Source organism: Zwartia lucis (genome assembly GCF_965234455.1).
Lineage (GTDB): Bacteria > Pseudomonadota > Gammaproteobacteria > Burkholderiales > Burkholderiaceae_B > Zwartia > Zwartia lucis.
In genome coordinates this window covers 694,110-712,502 of the sequence record NZ_OZ248474.1, presented here as the reverse complement: position 1 = coordinate 712,502, position 18,393 = coordinate 694,110, and the positions used below count along the sequence as shown (strand labels likewise).

Below are 18,393 nucleotides of genomic sequence, written 5' to 3'. Positions count from 1 at the left end.
TGCCGTTCGACTTGCATGTGTAAGGCATCCCGCTAGCGTTCAATCTGAGCCAGGATCAAACTCTTCAGTTTAATCTCTGTATAAATCGTATTTCCTTGACCCAAGTCTCCTCAGGCCGGTTATACGTCGCTGCTCAAAGGAAGTGAGGTTATTTATATCAAGCTTTAACACTTAATATTCATTTCCAAACTTCTTTGTGAGCACTTGATTTCGTTTGCAATCACTGCACCTGTTACAGCACAGCAACCTGCGACACTCATTCCAAGCGCCCACACTTATCGGTTGTCAAATTTTTAAAGAACAAGGTACCGCCTTGCAGTGCGCTTTTCCTCGGCACATCATGCCTCAAGAATCCGCTAACTGCAGGTAATTTTCAAGATTTTTGGGTTAATTTCGTCTAAAAAGACGTTAATTCCACAGATCCTGCCAACTACTTTTTTCTTTTCCTCCGCTGTTTGTTCAGCAGAGAAACGAGATTATGCATGTATTTTTTAGGTGTGTCAAATCAATCTAGCGGAAAAATACGACAATCCCAATTTTTTTCCTCAATCGACACTCAGTTTGTCTGAGAATTGCTTTCGAAACTTTGAAATTTTGGGAGCGATCACCATTTGGCAATAGCCCTGCTCAGGGTGCAGGGAGAAGTAATCTGAGTGATATTGCTCCGCAGGCCAAAATATTGCTGCGGGTCGCATCTCTGTTGATATGGGATTAACATAGCGTTGCGAGGACTCTAGTCCAGCTACGAATGCTATCGCAACCGCTTGTTGGTCAGGCGTTTGAAAAAAAATAGCGGACTGATATTGCGGACCCACATCATTGCCCTGCCTTCCCGGCGTCGTTGGATCATGTGTGGCAAAAAACACCTCAAGCAACTCCTTATAACTGACCACCGCTGGATCAAAATCAATCTTGACGACTTCGATATGACCTGTCAGCTTTGTGCATACCTGCTCATAGGTAGGATGCTCGACCGAACCTCCGCAATATCCGGACTGAACAGCGTGCACCCCCTTCAAGGCCTTAAACACGGCCTCGGTGCACCAAAAGCAACCGCCCCCAAACACTGCGGCTTCTAATGTCGATGATTGATTCACGCTTAATTCCTTAGAGAAATGATCCATTGCGCCAGCTTTCCGGCATCTTGTTCGCTCACAGACTGACCAGGCATCGGCACCGCGCCCCACTGTCCACGTCCACCCTTTCGGATGACTTGGACTAAATAGGGCGCGACGTCCTCTTTATTGGCGTGGCGCTGAGCAATCGCCCTAAAAGACGGACCAACACGCTTATTGTCAACTTGATGGCAACCCAAGCACGCTCGGGCCTTGGCTAGCGCCAAGCCCTCTTCGAGCGTCAGCGCCGCAGGCGCGCTTGTCGGAGCGCCTCCAGATGGAGCCCCGCTCGCCTGAGCCGAAGAGGACACAACCATTGCCAAGGCGAGCGCGCAGGCATGGCCAAAACACCACACTGCCTGAGCAGACAGCATCTTACTTATCAAACGCATCAGTGACGGCTCCACGGCTTGCTGAACTCACTAGCTTGGCAAACTTGGCCAACACGCCACGGTTGTAGCGGGGCAAAGGTTGCTTCCAAAGCTTGCGGCGTCGCTCGATTTCAGCATCGGCAACATTAAGCTGAAGCAGTTGCGTATGCGCATCGATCGTGATGGAGTCACCTTCTTCAACGAGGCCAATCAAGCCCCCCACATAAGCCTCGGGTGACACGTGTCCAACCACCATGCCCCAGGTTCCGCCCGAGAAACGTCCGTCCGTAATGAGACCCACGGTTTCACCCAAGCCCTGTCCGACCAAGGCCGAGGTCGGCGCCAACATTTCGCGCATACCTGGCCCGCCTTTAGGACCTTCGTAACGAATCACCACCACATCGCCGTGCTGAATTTTGCGCGCCATGATGGCGGCCATCGCATCATCCTCTGAGTCAAAAACGCGCGCAGGTCCAGTAATCACTGGATTTTTTAGACCGGTGATTTTTGCGACACAGCCCTCTGGCGAAAGATTGCCTTTCAAAATCGCCAAGTGACCCTGTGCGTACATCGCATTCGGAATCGCACGAATCACCGTTTGACCTGCAGGTGGCTGGTCCGGCACATCTTTGAGCACCTCGGCAATCGTCTTGCCACTGATGGTCATGCAGTCGCCATGCAGCAGCCCCGCATTGAACAAAATTTTCATCACTTGGGGAATACCGCCTGCGCGATGCAAATCAACCGTTAAATACGATCCTGAAGGTTTGAGATCGCACAACACAGGCACGCGCTTGCGTACGGTTTCGAAATCATCGATGGTCCAAGGCACTTCGGCGGCATGCGCAATCGCCAAAAAGTGCAAGACGGCGTTGGTTGATCCACCAATCGCCATGATGACCGACACCGCGTTCTCGATGGATTTGCGTGTAATGATGTCGCGGGGCTTACGGCCGTGACGCACAGCATCGACCAAGACGCGCGCAGCCTCTGCGGCCTTGGTAATGGCTTCACCATCTTCGTTTGCCAAGGTGCTTGAATATGGCAGCGCCATACCCATCGCCTCGAACGAGGAACTCATCGTATTGGCTGTATACATGCCACCACAAGAACCTGAACCCGGAATCGCTTTTTGCTCGATCGCCTTGAAATCCTCGGTGCTCATGCGTCCCATAGTGAATTCGCCGACCGCCTCAAACACGGACACAATATTCAGATCACGACCTTTGTGCGAGCCGGGCTTGATCGTGCCACCATAAACATAAATACCAGGCACGTTGGTGCGCGCGATACCGATCATGCCACCAGGCATATTTTTGTCGCAACCACCCACTACGACCACGCCGTCCATCCACTGACCCTGAACGGCCGTTTCAATACAGTCGGCAATCACTTCGCGCGAAACAAGCGAGTATTTCATGCCTTCTGTGCCCATCGACATACCGTCTGAAATCGTGGGTGTGCCAAACATCTGGGGATTGGCCTTGGCTTCGCGAATCGCGATAATGGCGGCATCAACCAAAGGCTGTAAACCACTATTGCAAGGCGTGATCGTGGAGTGCGCATTGGCCACACCAATCATCGGATTGGAGAAATCTGCTTCTTTGTAACCCATCCCGTAGTACATGGAACGGTTAGGCGCGCGCGTGACGCCTTCGGTAATATTTTTGGAACGGTCGTTATTTGCCATGAGTAAACACCTATCAGTGAAGTTTGCAGCGGTTATTATCGGACATCTTTTACTTGGTGACTTGTGATGCTGCAATTTCCTAATTTTGACCCAATTGCGATAAAACTGGGGCCTATTGCGATCCATTGGTATGGATTAATGTATTTGACGGCTTTCGGTTCGGCCTGGTTGCTTGGGCGGTGGCGAATCAAGCAACAGAAAACGACGATGACGATGCGCGACCTGGAAGACATCATCTTTTACGGTGTGCTCGGGGTGGTAGTGGGCGGCAGGCTGGGCTATGTGCTGTTCTACAAGCCCGCCTATTACCTCGCACACCCCCTTGAAATTTTTTATCTTTGGGAAGGAGGCATGTCTTTTCACGGCGGACTCCTCGGCGTCTTACTCATGATATTTTGGCTAGCGCGCAGCCGCAAATATCCTTTTTTAATGGTTGGCGATTTCGTTGCACCCTTGATTCCGCTGGGCTTGGCCGCAGGGCGACTAGGAAATTTCATCAATGGCGAACTCTGGGGCAGAGCGAGCACGCTGCCCTGGGCGATGGTGTTTCCTCAGAGCGGCGACGGAATCGCGAGACACCCCTCACAACTCTATCAGCTCGGGCTCGAAGGCCTGGCTCTTTTCGTACTTGTTTGGTGGTTTGCCAACAAAGCGCGTCCGATGGGCCAGATCAGCGCAGTATTCCTGATGGGTTATGGATTTTTCCGGTTTATGGCAGAGTTCGCCCGCGAGCCTGACAATTTTCTGGGACTGCTGGCTGCGGGTCTCACGATGGGGCAATGGCTCTCATTGCCAATGATCATTGCCGGGGCCGCTCTGTATAAATGGGCTGCAAAAAAAGCCTAAAAATAAAAAAACAAGGATAAAAAAAGCCTGCCAATTCATATGGCAGGCTTTTTCTATAAATGCCCCGCTCGTGCCGTTTAGGCCGGCATCTCGAACCTAAGGTTCAAGTTGGCCACGTTCTGCTTGATTTCGAGCGCATCTGACTAGAGACGTGCATTCCCATCGAGCTATCCTGCGACCTGAATATGCCAAAGCATTGGTTCAGAGAATATATGACCTAGTGACGAACACAGCAGGGACAAACTTTACTTTCGACGAGGGCGGTTCAGCGGGGCTTGGTCCCACGGTTGGGAACCACAGTCACAAGCGCTTCATCGAGCATTGCATTCATATCGTCAATTCTACGCTTGAAGTCGCCAACCGCCAAACCGCCTAGCGGGCCGTCAGGTGCGCGCACCGAAAGCAGCTCAACCGCGATCTGGATCGCTGCCATCACCGCAATGCGCTCATTTCCGGAAACCTTGCCCGAACCTTGAATGCGCCCCGCAAGCTGACTGACATGCTGAGCCGCATCCGATAATGCTTGTTTTTCTTCCGGAGGACACGTTAAAGAATAATCGCGGCCTAAGATTGAAATATCGACGCGCTCCATTATTGCTTCTCCTCGGCCTGTGGCGCACCTGGCAAGCGCTCCAACACTGCGTCGATACGTTGCTGAGCTTGCGTCGTCACATCGCGCAACGCAGACACTTCTTTTTCGCGCGAGGCGAGTTGCGTTTGCAAAGCCTGATGCTCTTGCTTAAACAAATCTAAAGACCCTTGTAATACATCACGCTCCGACGCGGCAGTTTCAGCTTTACGACTCAAGGTCTTAGTTTGCGTGCCTTCTTGGGCGAGTTGCGATCGCAAAGCGTCACGCTCGCCCTCGATCTGCGCGAGACGCGCTCGCAAAGCAGTCTGTTCAGCGAACAATTGCTGGGTGTAGGCGAGTAGTTTCGCCAAGCGCGTAGATAAGTGATCGAGATCTTCAAGCATGTCGATATCGTAAAGCAAAAATGGAAAAGCGAAATAGGCTTAGCAACAACTCGTCGCGAATCCCAAGAAAAAACTCAACCTCTGTCAGCTTTGTCAGCCGGCATTCAGTTTCGCATGATAGTTGAATAAAGAACGCTTTTAAAAATCACAGCACACCACCTAAATCGAAGATATCAGGCGATCTTTGACTAAAGCGACCTAGGTATAACCCTTTTTTAGGGAAAACCCCATCAAGAATCTCGTGTTTTTTGGTTTGCATTGGTCGTACTCTCATTTACCATGCAGTCCGTGATGCACGCTTGTTAATTATCTCTTTCAAGAGTGCATTTGGTTTACCTGGCGGTCGTCTTTCGTCCCCAGTCTTAAAACAATTATTTGCAGCGTAGTCAAGGAGCTTGTCACCATGCAGGTTAAAAACAAACAGAACTTCTGGTCGGGAGTGATGTTCATTATCATCGGCTCGGCTTTCGCCTGGAAATCCCTCGATTACTCGATGGGTACTGCCGCGCGAATGGGGCCCGGCTATTTCCCTCACTGGCTCGGGGTCCTCATGGCGATCCTTGGCGTTTTGATTTTGTTGGGTTCTTTGAGCAAAAAGGCCGCCGCAACTGAAATCGATAAATTTGATTTCAAAATTGTTGCGATCATCACTGCTTCCGTGGTTGTGTTCGCCTTCATCTTGCAACCGGCCGGACTCGTCATTTCAATGCTTGTCTTGGTCATTATCAGCGCCATGGCTAGCCACGAATTCACCTGGAAAGTCACGATCGCCAACGCAGTCTTCCTGGCCATCTTGTGCTATTTGGCTTTCATTGTTGGTCTCAAGTTGGTGTTCCCGATTTGGCCTGCATTTCTTGGCATGAACTAAGGAGCACTGATTCATGGATCTTCTAAATAACTTGATGATTGGTTTCGGAGTCGCATTTACTCCTGAAAACCTCACCTATGCATTCTTGGGCTGTTTGTTGGGTACCTTGGTCGGCGTCTTGCCAGGCCTGGGTCCCGTGCCCACCATCGCAATGTTGCTGCCAATCACGTATGTGTTGCCCCCCATTGCGGGTCTGATCATGCTAGCCGGTATTTACTACGGCACGCAGTATGGTGGCTCCACAACAGCGATTTTGGTGAATCTCCCGGGGGAAACCTCCTCGGTAGTGACCGTGCTGGACGGGCATGCCATGGCTAAAAATGGCCGTGCAGGTGCGGCACTGGCTATTGCAGCCTTGGGTTCGTTCTTTGCAGGTAGCGTTGCAACGTTGTTGATCGCCGCGTTTGCCCCGCCGTTAGCTGAACTTGCCTTCAAATTCGGCCCCGCCGAGTACTTCTCTCTGATGGTGTTGGGTCTAGTCGGTGCTGTGGTGTTAGCCTCTGGCTCGCTCATGAAAGCCATCGCCATGATTTTGCTGGGCCTGTTGCTTGGCATGGTTGGTACGGACGTCAACTCCGGCGTGGCGCGTTTTGACTTCGGCATCCCCGAACTGCAAGACGGCGTGGGTTTTGCCATCGTCGCTATGGGCGTGTTCGGTTTTACCGAAATTATGACCAACCTCGAGCAAAAAGAAAACCGCGTCGAGGTGAACTCCAAAATCGGTTCGCTTTATCCCAACATGCAAGAATTCAAAGAGTCGTGGCCTGCTGTCATTCGTGGCACAGCCGTGGGTTCTGTACTGGGTATCTTGCCTGGTGGAGGTGCGGTGTTGTCATCATTCGCGTCCTACACCATCGAAAAGAAACTCTCCAAGAATCCTGAGCGTTTCGGCAAAGGCCACCCTGCTGGTTTGGCAGGCCCTGAGTCCGCCAACAACGCCGGTGCACAGACCTCGTTTATTCCTCTTTTGACACTGGGTATCCCAGGTAACGCTGTGATGGCGCTGATGGTCGGCGCAATGACCATTCACAACATCCAGCCCGGTCCTCAGGTGATGACCAGTCACCCACAACTGTTCTGGGGTCTGATCGCCTCTATGTGGATCGGTAACCTGATGTTGGTGGTGCTGAACCTTCCGCTGATCGGAATCTGGATCAAACTACTGACCGTCCCCTACCGCGTGCTTTACCCCGCCATCCTGCTGTTTTGTACGATCGGGGTGTACTCGCTGAACTACAACGTGTTTGACATCATCATCACGGCGATCTTCGGCATCGTGGGTTACCTGTGGTCTAAGCTGAAATGCGAAGGCGCGCCTTTGTTGTTGGGCTTGGTATTGGGACCATTGATGGAAGAAAACTTCCGGCGAGCCCTACTACTGTCTCGAGGTAATTTCATGACCTTCCTCGAACGTCCTCTGTCTGCCTCGCTCTTAGGTGTTGCTGCCTTGCTGGTGATCATCATTTCGCTGCCTTCCCTCAAGAAGAAGCGTGAGATTTTTGAGGAAACCTAATCCGTGGCATCGATCAACAGCAAAACCTACGAAGCCTCTTCACCCCGCAAAGTCGCATTTTTGGGCTTGGGGGTGATGGGTCTGCCGATGGCAGGTCATTTGGCGAAAGCGGGTCACCATGTCACGGTCTACAACCGCAACGCTCAAAAGGCGCAAGCCTGGGTAAAAGAGTTTGGTGGTCGTGCTTGCGCAACACCTCGTGAAGCTGCAAGTGGCGCAGAGATCGTTTTTTCCTGCGTCGGCAATGACGACGACTTACGTAGTGTTGTGTTGGGTGATCAAGGTGCGTTTGCAGGCATGCATGCGGGTGCCACCTATGTCGATCACACGACGGCATCGGCCTCCGTTGCACGCGAAATGCATGCCGTGGCACAGGGCAAATCGATTAAATTCATCGACGCGCCTGTGTCTGGTGGCCAAGCCGGGGCGGTGAACGGTATGCTGACCGTCATGTGCGGCGGTGATGCCGCTGACTTTGCACATGTGCGCGATGTCATCGCTGTGATGGCGCGTGCTGTGACCTTGGTGGGTCCTGTTGGCGCAGGCCAACTTGCTAAGATGGTTAATCAGATCTGTATCGCTGGCGTGGTGCAAGGTTTGTCTGAGGGCATCGCCTTTGGTCAGGCTGCAGGCCTGGACATGAAGCAAGTCCTTGATGTCATCAACAAAGGCGCTGCACAAAGCTGGCAGATGGAAAACCGTGGCAACACCATGGTCGACGATCAGTTCGAGTTTGGCTTTGCGGTGGACTGGATGCGCAAGGATTTGAGTCTCGTTTTGGACGAATCTCGCCGTAATGGCGCGCGTGTACCTGTGACCGCGCTAGTTGATCAGTTTTATGCTGACGTACAAAAAATGGGTGGATCGCGCTGGGATACCTCCAGCCTGATCAAGCGACTGAAGTAAGTATTAATTAGCACCGCTTAGCATTCAAGCAATTCAAATGACGCTTATGGTTTAAGCGTCATTTTTTTATGATGTGACTTGGGATGCGTGTTTATAAAACGGTGCTTTTAAACGTGATCTTGGGCCTGTGAAGCGGGCGTTTCGGCACCAAGTGGCCCCACCGCAACCGATGATTCAAAGCGCGACTCTTGGCCACGCTTAAAAATCAGGGGCGAGAGCTCGTTGAGCGCCTGTGTGTAAACGTCACGCTTAAAATCAATCACAGCTTCGAGAGACACCCAGTAATGACTCCAGCGCCACGCATCAAACTCCGGGTGGGGTGTCGCTCTCAACTTCACGTCTATGTCACGCCCAAGCATCCTCAGCAAAAACCAAATCTGTTTTTGCCCTCTGTAATGCCCGCGCGACTCCCGACGGATAAAGGTATCCGGCACGTCGTAACGCAACCACTCTCTTGTGCGTCCTAAAATGCGGACATGATCGGGTTGGAGACCGACCTCTTCGTGGAGTTCGCGAAACATGGCTTGAACAGGACTTTCACCGTGTTTAATGCCACCTTGAGGGAACTGCCAAGCATGTTCCCTGATACGCTTACCCCAAAAGACCTCATTTTTTTGATTAACGAGGATGATTCCGACATTAGGACGGTAGCCTTCGCGATCAAGCATGGCCACTCCCAACGAATTCAATACAATTGCATTTAATTATACGTACCTGTTGGGCAAATTGCCTTAATAAATTTTTCATCAAACAATGCGCGCATCCGCTTATCACATCAGCACTCTCAAAGAAGCCCCTAACGACGCCGAGATCGCCAGCCATCAACTCATGATGCGTTCTGGCATGATTCGCAAACTCGCCGGGGGCATTTACAACTACATGCCGCTTGGTCTGCGCGTGATTCGAAAAGTCGAACACATCATCCGCGAGGAAATGGACGCAGCCGGAGCGCTCGAGCTTTTAATGCCCTTCGTTCAGCCTGCCGAGCTATGGGTCGAGTCCGGGCGCTGGGAACAATACGGCCCCGAACTGTTACGTATCAAAGATCGCCATGGCCGCGATTTTGTTTTGCAACCGACCTCTGAAGAGGTTATTACCGATATCGCGCGCAACGAGATTCAGAGTTGGCGCCACTTACCCGTCAATTTCTATCACATTCAGACAAAATTTCGCGACGAGCGTCGCCCACGCTTTGGCGTGATGCGCGGACGTGAGTTCACCATGAAGGATGCCTACTCCTTTGATCGTGACGTCGCAGGCGCGCAAAAAAGTTATCAGGTGATGTTTGATGCCTACATGCGCATTTTCGAACGGCTGGGCCTGACCTTTCGCGCGGTTGCGGCGGACACCGGCTCGATCGGGGGCTCTCAGAGCCACGAATTTCAGGTAATCGCAGATATTGGCGAAGATCTGATCGTCTACGATCCTCGCTCCGACTATGCCGCCAACATCGAGTTGGCACCTGCGCCCTGCCTAATCAGTGATCGTGCGGCTCCGAGTGCTCCGATGCAATCCGTTGCAACACCCGAGGCCACTAAATGTGAAATGGTCGCGGAGATGCTCAAGGTTTCTCTGAGTCATACTGTGAAATCCATCGTGCTCGCCGCGGAACAAGAAGGCAAGCCTGCGCAAATCTGGCTGTTACTGCTTCGCGGCGATCACGAACTCAACGAAATCAAAGTGGGCAAGGTTGCAGGATTGAATAAAGGCTTCCGTTTTGCCACGGAGGCTGAAATTGTCGAACACTTCGGTTGCAAGCCTGGTTATCTGGGTCCTGTCGCGACCAAAAAACCCGTGCATATCGTGGCTGACCTGACCGTCGCCAAGATGCACGACTTTATTTGTGGCGCCAATCAAGAAGGTGCACACCTCACAGGCGTGAACTGGGTGCGAGACTTGCCCGAGCCTAGTTTGGTGACCGATCTGCGCAATGTGGTTGAAGGTGACCGCGCACCGGACGGCCAGGGGACGCTCGCCATCCAGCGCGGGATCGAAGTCGGACATGTCTTTTATCTTGGCACGAAATACTCCGAAGCACTGAAGGCGACTTTCCTTGATGAAAACGGCAAACCGGCGCTTATGGAAATGGGCTGCTATGGTATCGGTGTCACGCGTATTCTTGGTGCCGCCATCGAGCAGAATCATGACGCCAAAGGCATCGTGTGGCCCCGAGCCATTGCACCGTTTGAAGTAGCGATTTGTGCAGTGGGCTGGGGTAAAAGCGAAGCCGTCAGACAGGCTAGCGAAACACTCTACGCCGAGCTCAAGTCTCGCGGCATTGATGTCATCCTTGACGATCGCGACCAACGGCCTGGCATCATGTTCGCCGAATGGGAGCTCATTGGCCCCCCAGTGCGCATTACGGTTGGCGAACGCGGTCTGAATGACGGTATTGTCGAGATTCTTGGTCGCAAACAAACAGAAGCCGCGCGCATCTCACTTGCGGATTGTGTCAACCAGACGCTCGCATTGCTCGAATCCTCTTAAATTTTTATCAGGTTTTTATGCCCATCGAGCGCCCCAGCTTTAAACACCGCATGCCTGTCCGTGTCTATTACGAAGACACAGATATGGGTGGTGTTGTTTTTTATGCAAACTACCTCAAATACATGGAACGCGGCCGAACCGAATGGCTGCGTTCACTCGGCGTCAATCAGTCCGACCTTGCCAATCAAGAGCAACGTGGTTTTATGGTAGTGCGTGTCGATGTACGCTACATTTCGCCCGCACGCCTCGATGATTTGTTGCAGATTGAAAGCGAAGTCACACGGATGGGGCGCGCTTCGTTACACTTCTCACAGTCCGTGATGAGAAACGGGGAACTGATGACCCAAAGTAATATCCAAGTCTGTTGCGTAGAAACCGTTAATATGCGGGTCGCTGCAATTCCAGAATCCGTTCGCTCCAAATTAGCCGCAATTACTCAGGAATAAGTGATGCAAACTACCCAAGATATGTCGATGCTCTCGCTAGTACTCAATGCTAGCCTGCCCGTACAGTTCATTATGCTGCTACTCATTGGCATTTCCGTTGTCTCCTGGACTTTTATTTTTGCGAAACGCGCAACCATCAAAAAAACACTGCTCCAAACCAGACGCTTCGAAGACGATTTCTGGTCGGGTGGCGATCTTGCCTTGCTGCATCAGTCGATTTCCACACGCCGTGCAGAACAAGGCGCCCTTGCACGTATTTTTGACTCGGGCATGACCGAGTTTCTCAAAGCACGTCGCAGCGGCTCGACGACCGATGTCAATGGCACGATGGACGGCGCGCGGCGCGCTATGCGTGCGGCGTTTCAACGTGAGCTCGACGAACTTGAATCCCACCTCAATTTTCTGGCTTCTGCAGGTTCTGTTAGCCCCTATATCGGACTGCTTGGCACCGTATGGGGCATCATGGGCGCCTTTCTCGGTTTGGCCAATGTCCAGCAGGCAACCCTAGCCTCGGTCGCTCCCGGCATCGCGGAGGCGCTCATCGCCACCGCGATCGGCCTGTTTGCCGCCATTCCAGCTGTTGTGGCCTATAACCGCTACACACACGACATTGACCGCTTGTCGATTCGCTTTGAAACCTTTGTCGACGAATTTCTGAACATTCTGCAGAGGCAGGTGCGCTAATGTCCTCGGTCCGCTCAAGCTCCGGGCGTTCGGGTCGGCGCCTAAAAAACGAAATTAACGTCGTGCCCTACATTGACGTGATGCTCGTTTTGTTAGTCATATTTATGGTGACAGCACCTCTGATTACGCCAGGGGTGATCGAACTACCCTCTGTTGGGCAGGCTGCCAATGTGCCAGCAACGCCGCTCGAAGTACAAATCGAAGAGAACAGCAAAATTTCCTGGCGTAAACGTGACGCTGGAGCAACGTTTATTTCAGTCGAGCGAAGTGCTCTTGCTCAAACGATTCTGTCCGAACTCAAGCCTGACCAGCCCGTCATTATTTCTGCGGACGGCAAAGTCCCCTATGAGGTTGTGATGAAGGTCATGGACGATCTGCGGAAAAATGGTGTCACAAAACTTGGTTTGCTCGTGGATCAAAAGAGTGAGGCTGCCCCAGCGCCCAATGCATCGCCTAAACGTGCACCCGCGAACACACCCAACACAACCAACACAACCAAAAAATAAAAGGCTTCTCGCACACTCGCTTAGCGCTTGTTGCTCAACCCATGACCCCACGCTACGATCCCATCCCACCCGGGCCTAGTCTGCCACCCAAAGAAGCGCTCAATTGGCGCGCTTTTGGCTTGGCAATGCTTGCGCACGGTGTGTTGGTATTGTTTCTTGTAGTGGGTCTCAATTGGAAAAACGAAGCTCAAGGTCCGCTCCAGGTTGAGCTCTGGATGGACGGCACCACACCCGTTAATCCTCCGCCCTCAAAGAGCGAACCCAAGCCTGAACCTAAGCCGGAACCTGCGCCAGAGCCCAAGCCAGAGCCACCTCCGCCACCGCCTCCCCCTCCTCCGCCACCTCCGGTTGCGAAAGCGGCGCCTGAACCTAAGCCCGTCATCGATCCTGAAATTGCCCTCGAAGAAGAGCGCAAACGACGTGCAGAACTCGAGCGTGCGCAGCTTGAAAAAGAGGCCGCCGAGAAAAAAGCCAAGGAAGATGTTGCCAAAGAACAGCAGCGCATCAAGCACGAGCGCGAAAATGCGGAAAAACAAGAGCGTGATCGCCTAGATCAAGAGCGTAAGAAAGCCGAACGCCTTGAACGCGAAAAGCAAGAAAAACAGGAAAAAGAAGACGCCACCAAAAAGGCTGAAGTGCTGAAAAAACAGGAGGCCGACAAAAAGGCGGCTGAAGAAAAGAAAAAGAAAGAAGAGGACGCCAAAAAAGCGAAAGAAACGGCTGACAAAAAAGCCAAAGAAGAAGCCGACAAAAAGGCTAAGGCGGATGCCGCCAAAAAAGCAGCTGCTGACAAGGCTCTCAAAGATGCCTTCCGCAGCGACGCTCTTGGCGCAGCAGGCATCCCAGGTGGTACGGCAGACCGTAATCAAGCCGGCGGCGGCAACAATGAAGGCTATGGCGCCAAGGTCAAAGCCTGCGTTCAACCCGGTGTCTCCTTTCCGACACCCCCCCGCGGCAATACCAACCCTGCGGCGCAATTTCGTGTCGATCTGCGACCCGATGGCACGGTCGCCAGCGTCAAGCTGACCCGCAGCTCTGGTATCCCTAACTTTGATCGTGCCGTTGAAACGGGTATTCGCCGATGCTCCCCGTTCCCAACGCTACCTTCAGGCAAGCACCCCAGTTCTCTAGACGTCAATTACAATATGTTTGATTGACAGGAGTCCTGCAACAATGAAACTTCACCCATCATCTATGAACAGCTTGTATCCGTCATATATTCTTCACGCACTCAAGTCATGGCTCAACCTGACTTTGCTGTTGCTGCTGATCGGCTTTGGTTTTAGCGCCAACGCTCAATTACGTGTCGATATCTCGGGCACGGGCGCGCAACAGTATCCTGTTGCGATCGCTGACTTTAGCGGTGACGCCGCTGGTGCGCAGATCGCTGAAATTATTCGCGCCGATCTGACGCGGACCGGTCAGTTTCGTTTAATCAGTACAGCAGGCACGCCGCTGACCTATGCGACACCCATCGCCTATGATGAATGGCGTAAGCGTGGTGCCGACTTCCTCGCTTATGGCACCGTAACGCGCAATGGTGATCGCTTTGAAATCAAATACCGCTTGGGCGATACGGTCAAACGCGGTACGCTCGATGAGATCACGATTGCTGGCAGTGAAAAAGAATTACGTCGTATGTCGCACCAGATCTCCGATCACATCTACGAAAAAATCACTGGAATCCGAGGCGTATTCTCTACCCGCATTGCCTATGTCTTAAAGCGTGGAAAAACCTTTGAGCTCCAAATCGCGGACGCCGATGGTCAAAATCCCCAAGTCGCCCTGCGCTCTGGCGAGCCCATTATTTCTCCTTCCTGGTCACCCGATGGTTCCCGCCTGGCTTATGTGAGCTTTGAGTCTGGCAAACCCGTCGTGTATGTTCACCAACTCTCAACAAGCAAGCGCTTTCCAGTCGCCAATTACAAAGGCAACAACTCGGCGCCTGCCTGGTCGCCTGATGGCAATACTTTGGCTGTCGTACTCACGCGAGATGGACTATCTCAGATTTACTTAGTAAATGCCACTGATGGCGGGAATCTGCGTCGCCTGACTCGCTCGCCCTTGATTGATACTGAGCCATCGTATAGCCCAGATGGCAAGACGATTTATTTCACGAGTGACCGCAGTGGCAGCCCACAAATCTACCAAGTGAGCACGCAAGGCGGCGAACCTCGCCGCGTGACCTTCAATGGCAGTTACAATATCTCACCTAGGGTTTCTCCTGACGGGAAAACCCTGCTATCCGTGACGCGGCGTGACGGCTCTTATCGCGTCGCATCGTTGGATCTGGCGAGTGGCGCCGAATCGCTCTTAACGCAAGGTCGGGATGACCAATCACCGAGTTTTGCGCCGAATGGCATGCAAGTCCTTTACGCTGCCAATCAAGGTGGTCGCAGTGTTCTTGCAGGTGTTTCAAGCGATGGACGTGTGCGACAGACGCTATCCGTGTTGAATGGTGAAATTCGTGAGCCGACCTGGGGTCCCTTTACGAACAAATAGTTTTAAAAAGTTTAGTTAACATTTTTTGTATATAGTTGTTTGAATTTCTCTCTAAGGTAAATATCATGAGATCGCGTATCGCTAAAGTTGTGACGATTGCTGCACTCGCTGCCGGCCTGGCTGCTTGTAGCTCTGTTTCTCTGGACGACCAAGCCGGTAAAAGCGGTGCGGATGGCTCGGGCGTGTTAGACCCGTTCAACCCACAAAGCATTCTAGCTAAGCAGCGTTCAGTCTATTTCGACTACAACAGCTACACAGTCAGCGATCAATACCGCTCACTGGTTGATACACATGGCAAGTACCTTGTGAGCGCACCACAGCAACGCGTTGTCATCGAAGGCAACACGGATGCCCGTGGCGGATCCGAGTACAACTTGGCACTCGGCCAGCGTCGTGCAGAAGCCGTTCGTCGTATGTTGACACTGATTGGCGTGCCCGATACGCAAGTTGAAACCATCAGCCTGGGTAAAGAAAAACCCAAAGCCTTGGGTGACTCTGAAGCAGACTATGCTGAAAACCGTCGTGCTGACTTCAACTACAAGCGTTAAACTGATCAAATAGTTTGGTCAGTCACAAAGCGGCCAAGTGCCGCTTTGTTGTTAAAGGAGTGATTTTATGCGCACCAACACCCTCTCCTGGCGTTGCGTCAGTTCATGTCTCGTATTAATGAGTAGCGTGCTGCTGAGCCAGTCTGCGCTTGCTTTCACAGATGATGAAGCACGCAAAGCGATTCTCGATTTACGTCAGCAGATTCGCACAATGAACGAAGCGAACCAGCGTGCACGCATTCAACTCTCAGACCAAATCGAAGCGCTCGGTCAAGAAATTGTTCGCTTACGTGGCGACCTCGAACAGCTCGGTCGCCCAGCGGGTGCAGGCGGTGCAGCGGGAGGTCGCCCTGCCGATCCACGCTCACAAGATCCTCGCGAGCAAGCGGCATTCGAGCAGTCGATAGAATCCTTTCGCAAGGCTCAGTACAAAGAAACCGTTCAAAACCTCACTGCATTTTTGACGCTGTATCCAGACAGTAAACTCGCACCGACTGCTCAGTTTTACCTAGGCAGCAGCCGTTTTGCAATGAAGGACTTTAAGGGTGCGATTACAACGCTTCAAGCCATGGTACAAAAATTTCCTACTGAACCACGTGCTGCGGATGCATTGCTGATGGTGGCGAGTTCACAGATTGAGTTGAACAACCGTGCTGGAGCGAAAACGACTCTCCAACGTATCGTCAAAGACTACAAAGGCACCCCTGCTGCCGATACTGCAACAAAGCGTCTGCCACTCTTGCAGTAGACAGAACAAGCACTGACTTTATGGCGATTTAACCCGCAGAAAGCAGCAAGCAAGACACGCCAATCACAATCAATAAGATACCAAAGGTCTCTTGCTTGGAGCTTTTACTCAAAAATATACGCCACGACAGTAGCTGAGCAAACAACACCTCAATCAAGCCCAAGGTTCGCACGTTCGCTGCGGCCGTTAAAGCAAAGCCCAAGAACCAACCTTGCGACGCTGAGGCGCCAAGCAAGCCTCCCCAAATTGAAATGCGCCAAGCCTTGAGACACTTGATCCAAGCCTCTCGATGAAAGCTCATCATCCAAGCGGCAAGCAAAATCGTCTGCACCCCCAAGCCGCACGTTAAGGTCCATGAGGCGCGGACAAAGAAGTGCGCTTCCCCCAAGGCAATAATGCCACCCCTAAACGTCACTGCTGCGATCGCAAAAAATGCACCCGCCAGTAAACCCAAGGCTGCCGGCTTCCATGAAGACTCTTCAGGCGCAGTGGTACCTGGCTTGCGAGCCATGATCGTCACACCCACCGTGGCAATGATGATTGCCACCATTGCCAAAATAGAGATTCGATCACCCAACACGACCAGACCAAACAGTGCGACTTGGACAGGCTCCGTTTTTGTCCATGCGGTTACCACAACAAACGCACGCTGTCGCATCGCGGCGAGCATCAAGGCCGTTGCAGCGATTTGTGACAGCGCCCCCGCCAATACAAACAACACAAAGCTTAAGTCCATTTTTGGCATGACTGAACCAGTGAGCATCAGCGCGATCGCAGTGAAAAGCACAGCAAACGGAAACCCATACAGAAATCGAACCTGAGTCGCGCCCAGCGTGCCAAGCTGTTCAGTCAAACTTCTCTGAATCGCATTACGTCCAGCCTGAGCCGCTGCCGCAAAAATCGTTGCGGGGATCCATAACCAAGTCCATTCATGCACAAATGTCTCCTCTAGTATTTTTTATGAAACCTTGGCTGCATGCTCTTGCAAGAGTGTGACGACCGCCGGATCCAACGTGATCCCAGCAACCTGCTGTTGTGCCATTTTTTTCAGTTCAATTTCACCTGGCATGATGACTGGACGCCCCTCAACTGCAGGGGGGCTGTCATGCAAGATCGAAGCAAAGTCCATCATACGATCTGTCAACCACTGAGATGAACCCAACACGTTGGTATTAATCAAAATAAAAAAGTGCCCTAGGTTTTGCGGCTCATCCGGTGCATCAACCCAGGATTTGACGTGCGTCAGGTATGCAGCGTTGGACAACAGTCCCGCAAACATATCCACCATGAGTGCCAGTCCATAGCCCTTATGGCCGCCAATCGGCTGGAGAAAGCCGTCTAGCGCCGCTTTGGGATCGGTTGTTGCCCGACCCTTATCATCGGTTGCCCATGTATCTGGGATGGCCTCGCCGCGCTTAAACGCGTTACGGATTTTGGCGCGCGCCACCACGCTCATTGCCATATCAAGCAAAAAAGGTTGGCCATCCGGATTGGGGACGCCGAAACCCAAGGGGCTGTTACCCAAGCGGGCATCACTACCCCCCCACGGTGCAATCGTTGTCGTAGCGTTGCTACCAATAATGCTGGCAAAACCTTCTTGGGCGGCGATCAGGGAATAGGGGGAGATCGGTCCAAAATGGTTGCTGCCGCGGGCAAAGGCCATTCCGATACCGTATTGGCCCGCAGCGTCCATCGCGGCTCGCAGCGCATGCATGCCCACCAAAGGTCCGACGCCATTATCACCGTCCACGAGTCTGAGTGCAGGAGCGGGAGAGTCAACTTGAATGTTTGGTTGTGCGCGAATCCCTTGAACTAACAGGCGCTCACCATAGGACTCTACGCGTGACAAACCATGGGTACTCAAACCAAACAGATCCGCCAACACCAATATACGAACAACGTCTGCAGCGTCTGTTTTTGTCAGGCCAAGGCCTTGAAATGCACGCACGGCTAATGCTGTGAGCTCGGACTCTGTCCAGACTGTTCGTACTTGCCCGCCTTCACTCATTGCCAACACTCCTTTTGAATTCATTTTTTAGGCTATTCAGCCACCTGCACAAGCATACTCGGGAGCGAGGCTGCCGTCATGTCAGCCGCACGCGGTAGACAACCACCTGCCACTCATCCGCGCATCCAATAAAAAACCCTCGGATCTCTCCGAGGGTTTTTAAAGCGCTCCCCGAGACAA

At 52.4% G+C, this 18,393-nt stretch carries 20 protein-coding genes, 1 rRNA gene and 1 other RNA gene; 12 read left to right on the top strand and 10 right to left on the bottom strand.

Annotation, left to right across the window (positions count from 1 at the left end):
* The 4 genes from AC8GE9_RS14260 to ilvD form a co-directional block, all read right to left on the bottom strand.
* Positions 1-71, bottom strand: a 16S ribosomal RNA gene (locus AC8GE9_RS14260); the annotation flags it as partial.
* Positions 72-545: 474 nt separating this feature from the next.
* Entirely contained in the window at positions 546-1,124 is a 579-nt protein-coding gene (gene msrA, locus AC8GE9_RS14255) for a peptide-methionine (S)-S-oxide reductase MsrA (protein ID WP_506677790.1), read from the bottom strand.
* Positions 1,100-1,432 carry a c-type cytochrome gene (locus AC8GE9_RS14250; protein ID WP_506677826.1) on the bottom strand — a complete coding sequence of 111 codons (333 nt, stop codon included), beginning with the start codon at positions 1,430-1,432 and terminating at the stop codon, positions 1,100-1,102. The genes msrA and AC8GE9_RS14250 overlap by 25 nt, the downstream gene beginning before the upstream one ends.
* A gap of 58 nt (positions 1,433-1,490) precedes the next feature.
* A complete protein-coding gene (gene ilvD / locus AC8GE9_RS14245) occupies positions 1,491-3,176 on the bottom strand; it encodes a dihydroxy-acid dehydratase (RefSeq protein WP_506677789.1) in 1,686 nt (561 codons plus the stop codon).
* A 66-nt stretch (positions 3,177-3,242) separates the two neighbouring features.
* Here ilvD and lgt point away from each other — a divergent pair, with 66 nt between their 5' ends.
* Complete coding sequence (lgt, locus tag AC8GE9_RS14240; RefSeq protein WP_506677788.1) at positions 3,243-4,022, top strand: prolipoprotein diacylglyceryl transferase; 780 nt, start codon at positions 3,243-3,245, stop codon at positions 4,020-4,022.
* Positions 4,023-4,079: 57 nt separating this feature from the next.
* Here the strand turns inward: lgt and ssrS are convergent.
* The 3 genes from ssrS to AC8GE9_RS14225 all read right to left on the bottom strand — a co-directional run bounded on the left by ssrS (position 4,080) and on the right by AC8GE9_RS14225 (position 4,997).
* Positions 4,080-4,264, bottom strand: a non-coding RNA gene (gene ssrS / locus AC8GE9_RS14235) — 6S RNA.
* A 23-nt stretch (positions 4,265-4,287) separates the two neighbouring features.
* Positions 4,288-4,614: a cell division protein ZapA gene (locus AC8GE9_RS14230; protein ID WP_506677787.1), complete on the bottom strand. Its 327-nt coding sequence runs from the start codon at positions 4,612-4,614 to the stop codon at positions 4,288-4,290.
* The gene (locus AC8GE9_RS14225; protein WP_506677786.1) at positions 4,614-4,997 is read right to left on the bottom strand and encodes a hypothetical protein; all 384 of its coding nucleotides are present in this window, start codon (positions 4,995-4,997) and stop codon (positions 4,614-4,616) included. Before AC8GE9_RS14225 ends, AC8GE9_RS14230 begins: the two co-directional genes overlap by 1 nt.
* A 403-nt stretch (positions 4,998-5,400) precedes the next feature.
* Between AC8GE9_RS14225 and AC8GE9_RS14220 the strand changes: the two genes are divergently transcribed.
* From AC8GE9_RS14220 to AC8GE9_RS14210, 3 genes are read left to right on the top strand one after another with little or no spacing between them, the layout of a single operon-like run.
* Positions 5,401-5,865, top strand: coding sequence for a tripartite tricarboxylate transporter TctB family protein (locus AC8GE9_RS14220; RefSeq protein WP_506677785.1), 465 nt, complete (start codon positions 5,401-5,403; stop codon positions 5,863-5,865).
* Between the two features lie 13 nt (positions 5,866-5,878).
* A complete protein-coding gene (locus tag AC8GE9_RS14215) occupies positions 5,879-7,378 on the top strand; it encodes a tripartite tricarboxylate transporter permease (RefSeq protein ID WP_506677784.1) in 1,500 nt (499 codons plus the stop codon).
* Positions 7,379-7,381: 3 nt separating this feature from the next.
* The gene (locus AC8GE9_RS14210) at positions 7,382-8,284 is read left to right on the top strand and encodes an NAD(P)-dependent oxidoreductase (protein WP_506677783.1); all 903 of its coding nucleotides are present in this window, start codon (positions 7,382-7,384) and stop codon (positions 8,282-8,284) included.
* A gap of 107 nt (positions 8,285-8,391) precedes the next feature.
* Here AC8GE9_RS14210 and AC8GE9_RS14205 read toward each other — a convergent pair whose 3' ends face one another.
* The gene (locus AC8GE9_RS14205; RefSeq protein WP_506677782.1) at positions 8,392-8,952 is read right to left on the bottom strand and encodes an RNA pyrophosphohydrolase; all 561 of its coding nucleotides are present in this window, start codon (positions 8,950-8,952) and stop codon (positions 8,392-8,394) included.
* A gap of 85 nt (positions 8,953-9,037) precedes the next feature.
* Here AC8GE9_RS14205 and AC8GE9_RS14200 point away from each other — a divergent pair, with 85 nt between their 5' ends.
* From AC8GE9_RS14200 to ybgF, 8 genes are all read left to right on the top strand, one after another.
* Positions 9,038-10,771, top strand: coding sequence for a proline--tRNA ligase (locus AC8GE9_RS14200; protein ID WP_506677781.1), 1,734 nt, complete (start codon positions 9,038-9,040; stop codon positions 10,769-10,771).
* 17 nt (positions 10,772-10,788) lie between these two features.
* The gene (gene ybgC / locus AC8GE9_RS14195) at positions 10,789-11,217 is read left to right on the top strand and encodes a tol-pal system-associated acyl-CoA thioesterase (RefSeq protein WP_506677780.1); all 429 of its coding nucleotides are present in this window, start codon (positions 10,789-10,791) and stop codon (positions 11,215-11,217) included.
* Positions 11,218-11,220: 3 nt separating this feature from the next.
* Positions 11,221-11,901, top strand: a complete 681-nt coding sequence (tolQ, locus tag AC8GE9_RS14190) for a protein TolQ (protein WP_506677779.1) — start codon at positions 11,221-11,223, stop codon at positions 11,899-11,901.
* On the top strand, positions 11,901-12,407 hold the full coding sequence (locus AC8GE9_RS14185) for an ExbD/TolR family protein (protein WP_506677778.1): 507 nt from the start codon (positions 11,901-11,903) through the stop codon (positions 12,405-12,407). Before tolQ ends, AC8GE9_RS14185 begins: the two co-directional genes overlap by 1 nt.
* Before the next feature lie 41 nt (positions 12,408-12,448).
* Positions 12,449-13,564: a cell envelope integrity protein TolA gene (gene tolA / locus AC8GE9_RS14180; protein ID WP_506677777.1), complete on the top strand. Its 1,116-nt coding sequence runs from the start codon at positions 12,449-12,451 to the stop codon at positions 13,562-13,564.
* A 37-nt stretch (positions 13,565-13,601) separates the two neighbouring features.
* Positions 13,602-14,909, top strand: a complete 1,308-nt coding sequence (gene tolB / locus AC8GE9_RS14175; protein WP_506677825.1) for a Tol-Pal system beta propeller repeat protein TolB — start codon at positions 13,602-13,604, stop codon at positions 14,907-14,909.
* 65 nt (positions 14,910-14,974) lie between these two features.
* Positions 14,975-15,457, top strand: a complete 483-nt coding sequence (gene pal, locus AC8GE9_RS14170) for a peptidoglycan-associated lipoprotein Pal (protein WP_506677776.1) — start codon at positions 14,975-14,977, stop codon at positions 15,455-15,457.
* Positions 15,458-15,524: 67 nt separating this feature from the next.
* The gene (gene ybgF, locus AC8GE9_RS14165) at positions 15,525-16,205 is read left to right on the top strand and encodes a tol-pal system protein YbgF (RefSeq protein WP_506677775.1); all 681 of its coding nucleotides are present in this window, start codon (positions 15,525-15,527) and stop codon (positions 16,203-16,205) included.
* A gap of 28 nt (positions 16,206-16,233) precedes the next feature.
* Here ybgF and AC8GE9_RS14160 read toward each other — a convergent pair whose 3' ends face one another.
* Together AC8GE9_RS14160 and AC8GE9_RS14155 are read right to left on the bottom strand one after the other, a co-directional pair.
* On the bottom strand, positions 16,234-17,142 hold the full coding sequence (locus AC8GE9_RS14160) for a DMT family transporter (RefSeq protein ID WP_506677774.1): 909 nt from the start codon (positions 17,140-17,142) through the stop codon (positions 16,234-16,236).
* Positions 17,143-17,163: 21 nt separating this feature from the next.
* Positions 17,164-18,213: an Ldh family oxidoreductase gene (locus AC8GE9_RS14155; RefSeq protein ID WP_506677773.1), complete on the bottom strand. Its 1,050-nt coding sequence runs from the start codon at positions 18,211-18,213 to the stop codon at positions 17,164-17,166.
* Positions 18,214-18,393: the final 180 nt, after the last annotated feature.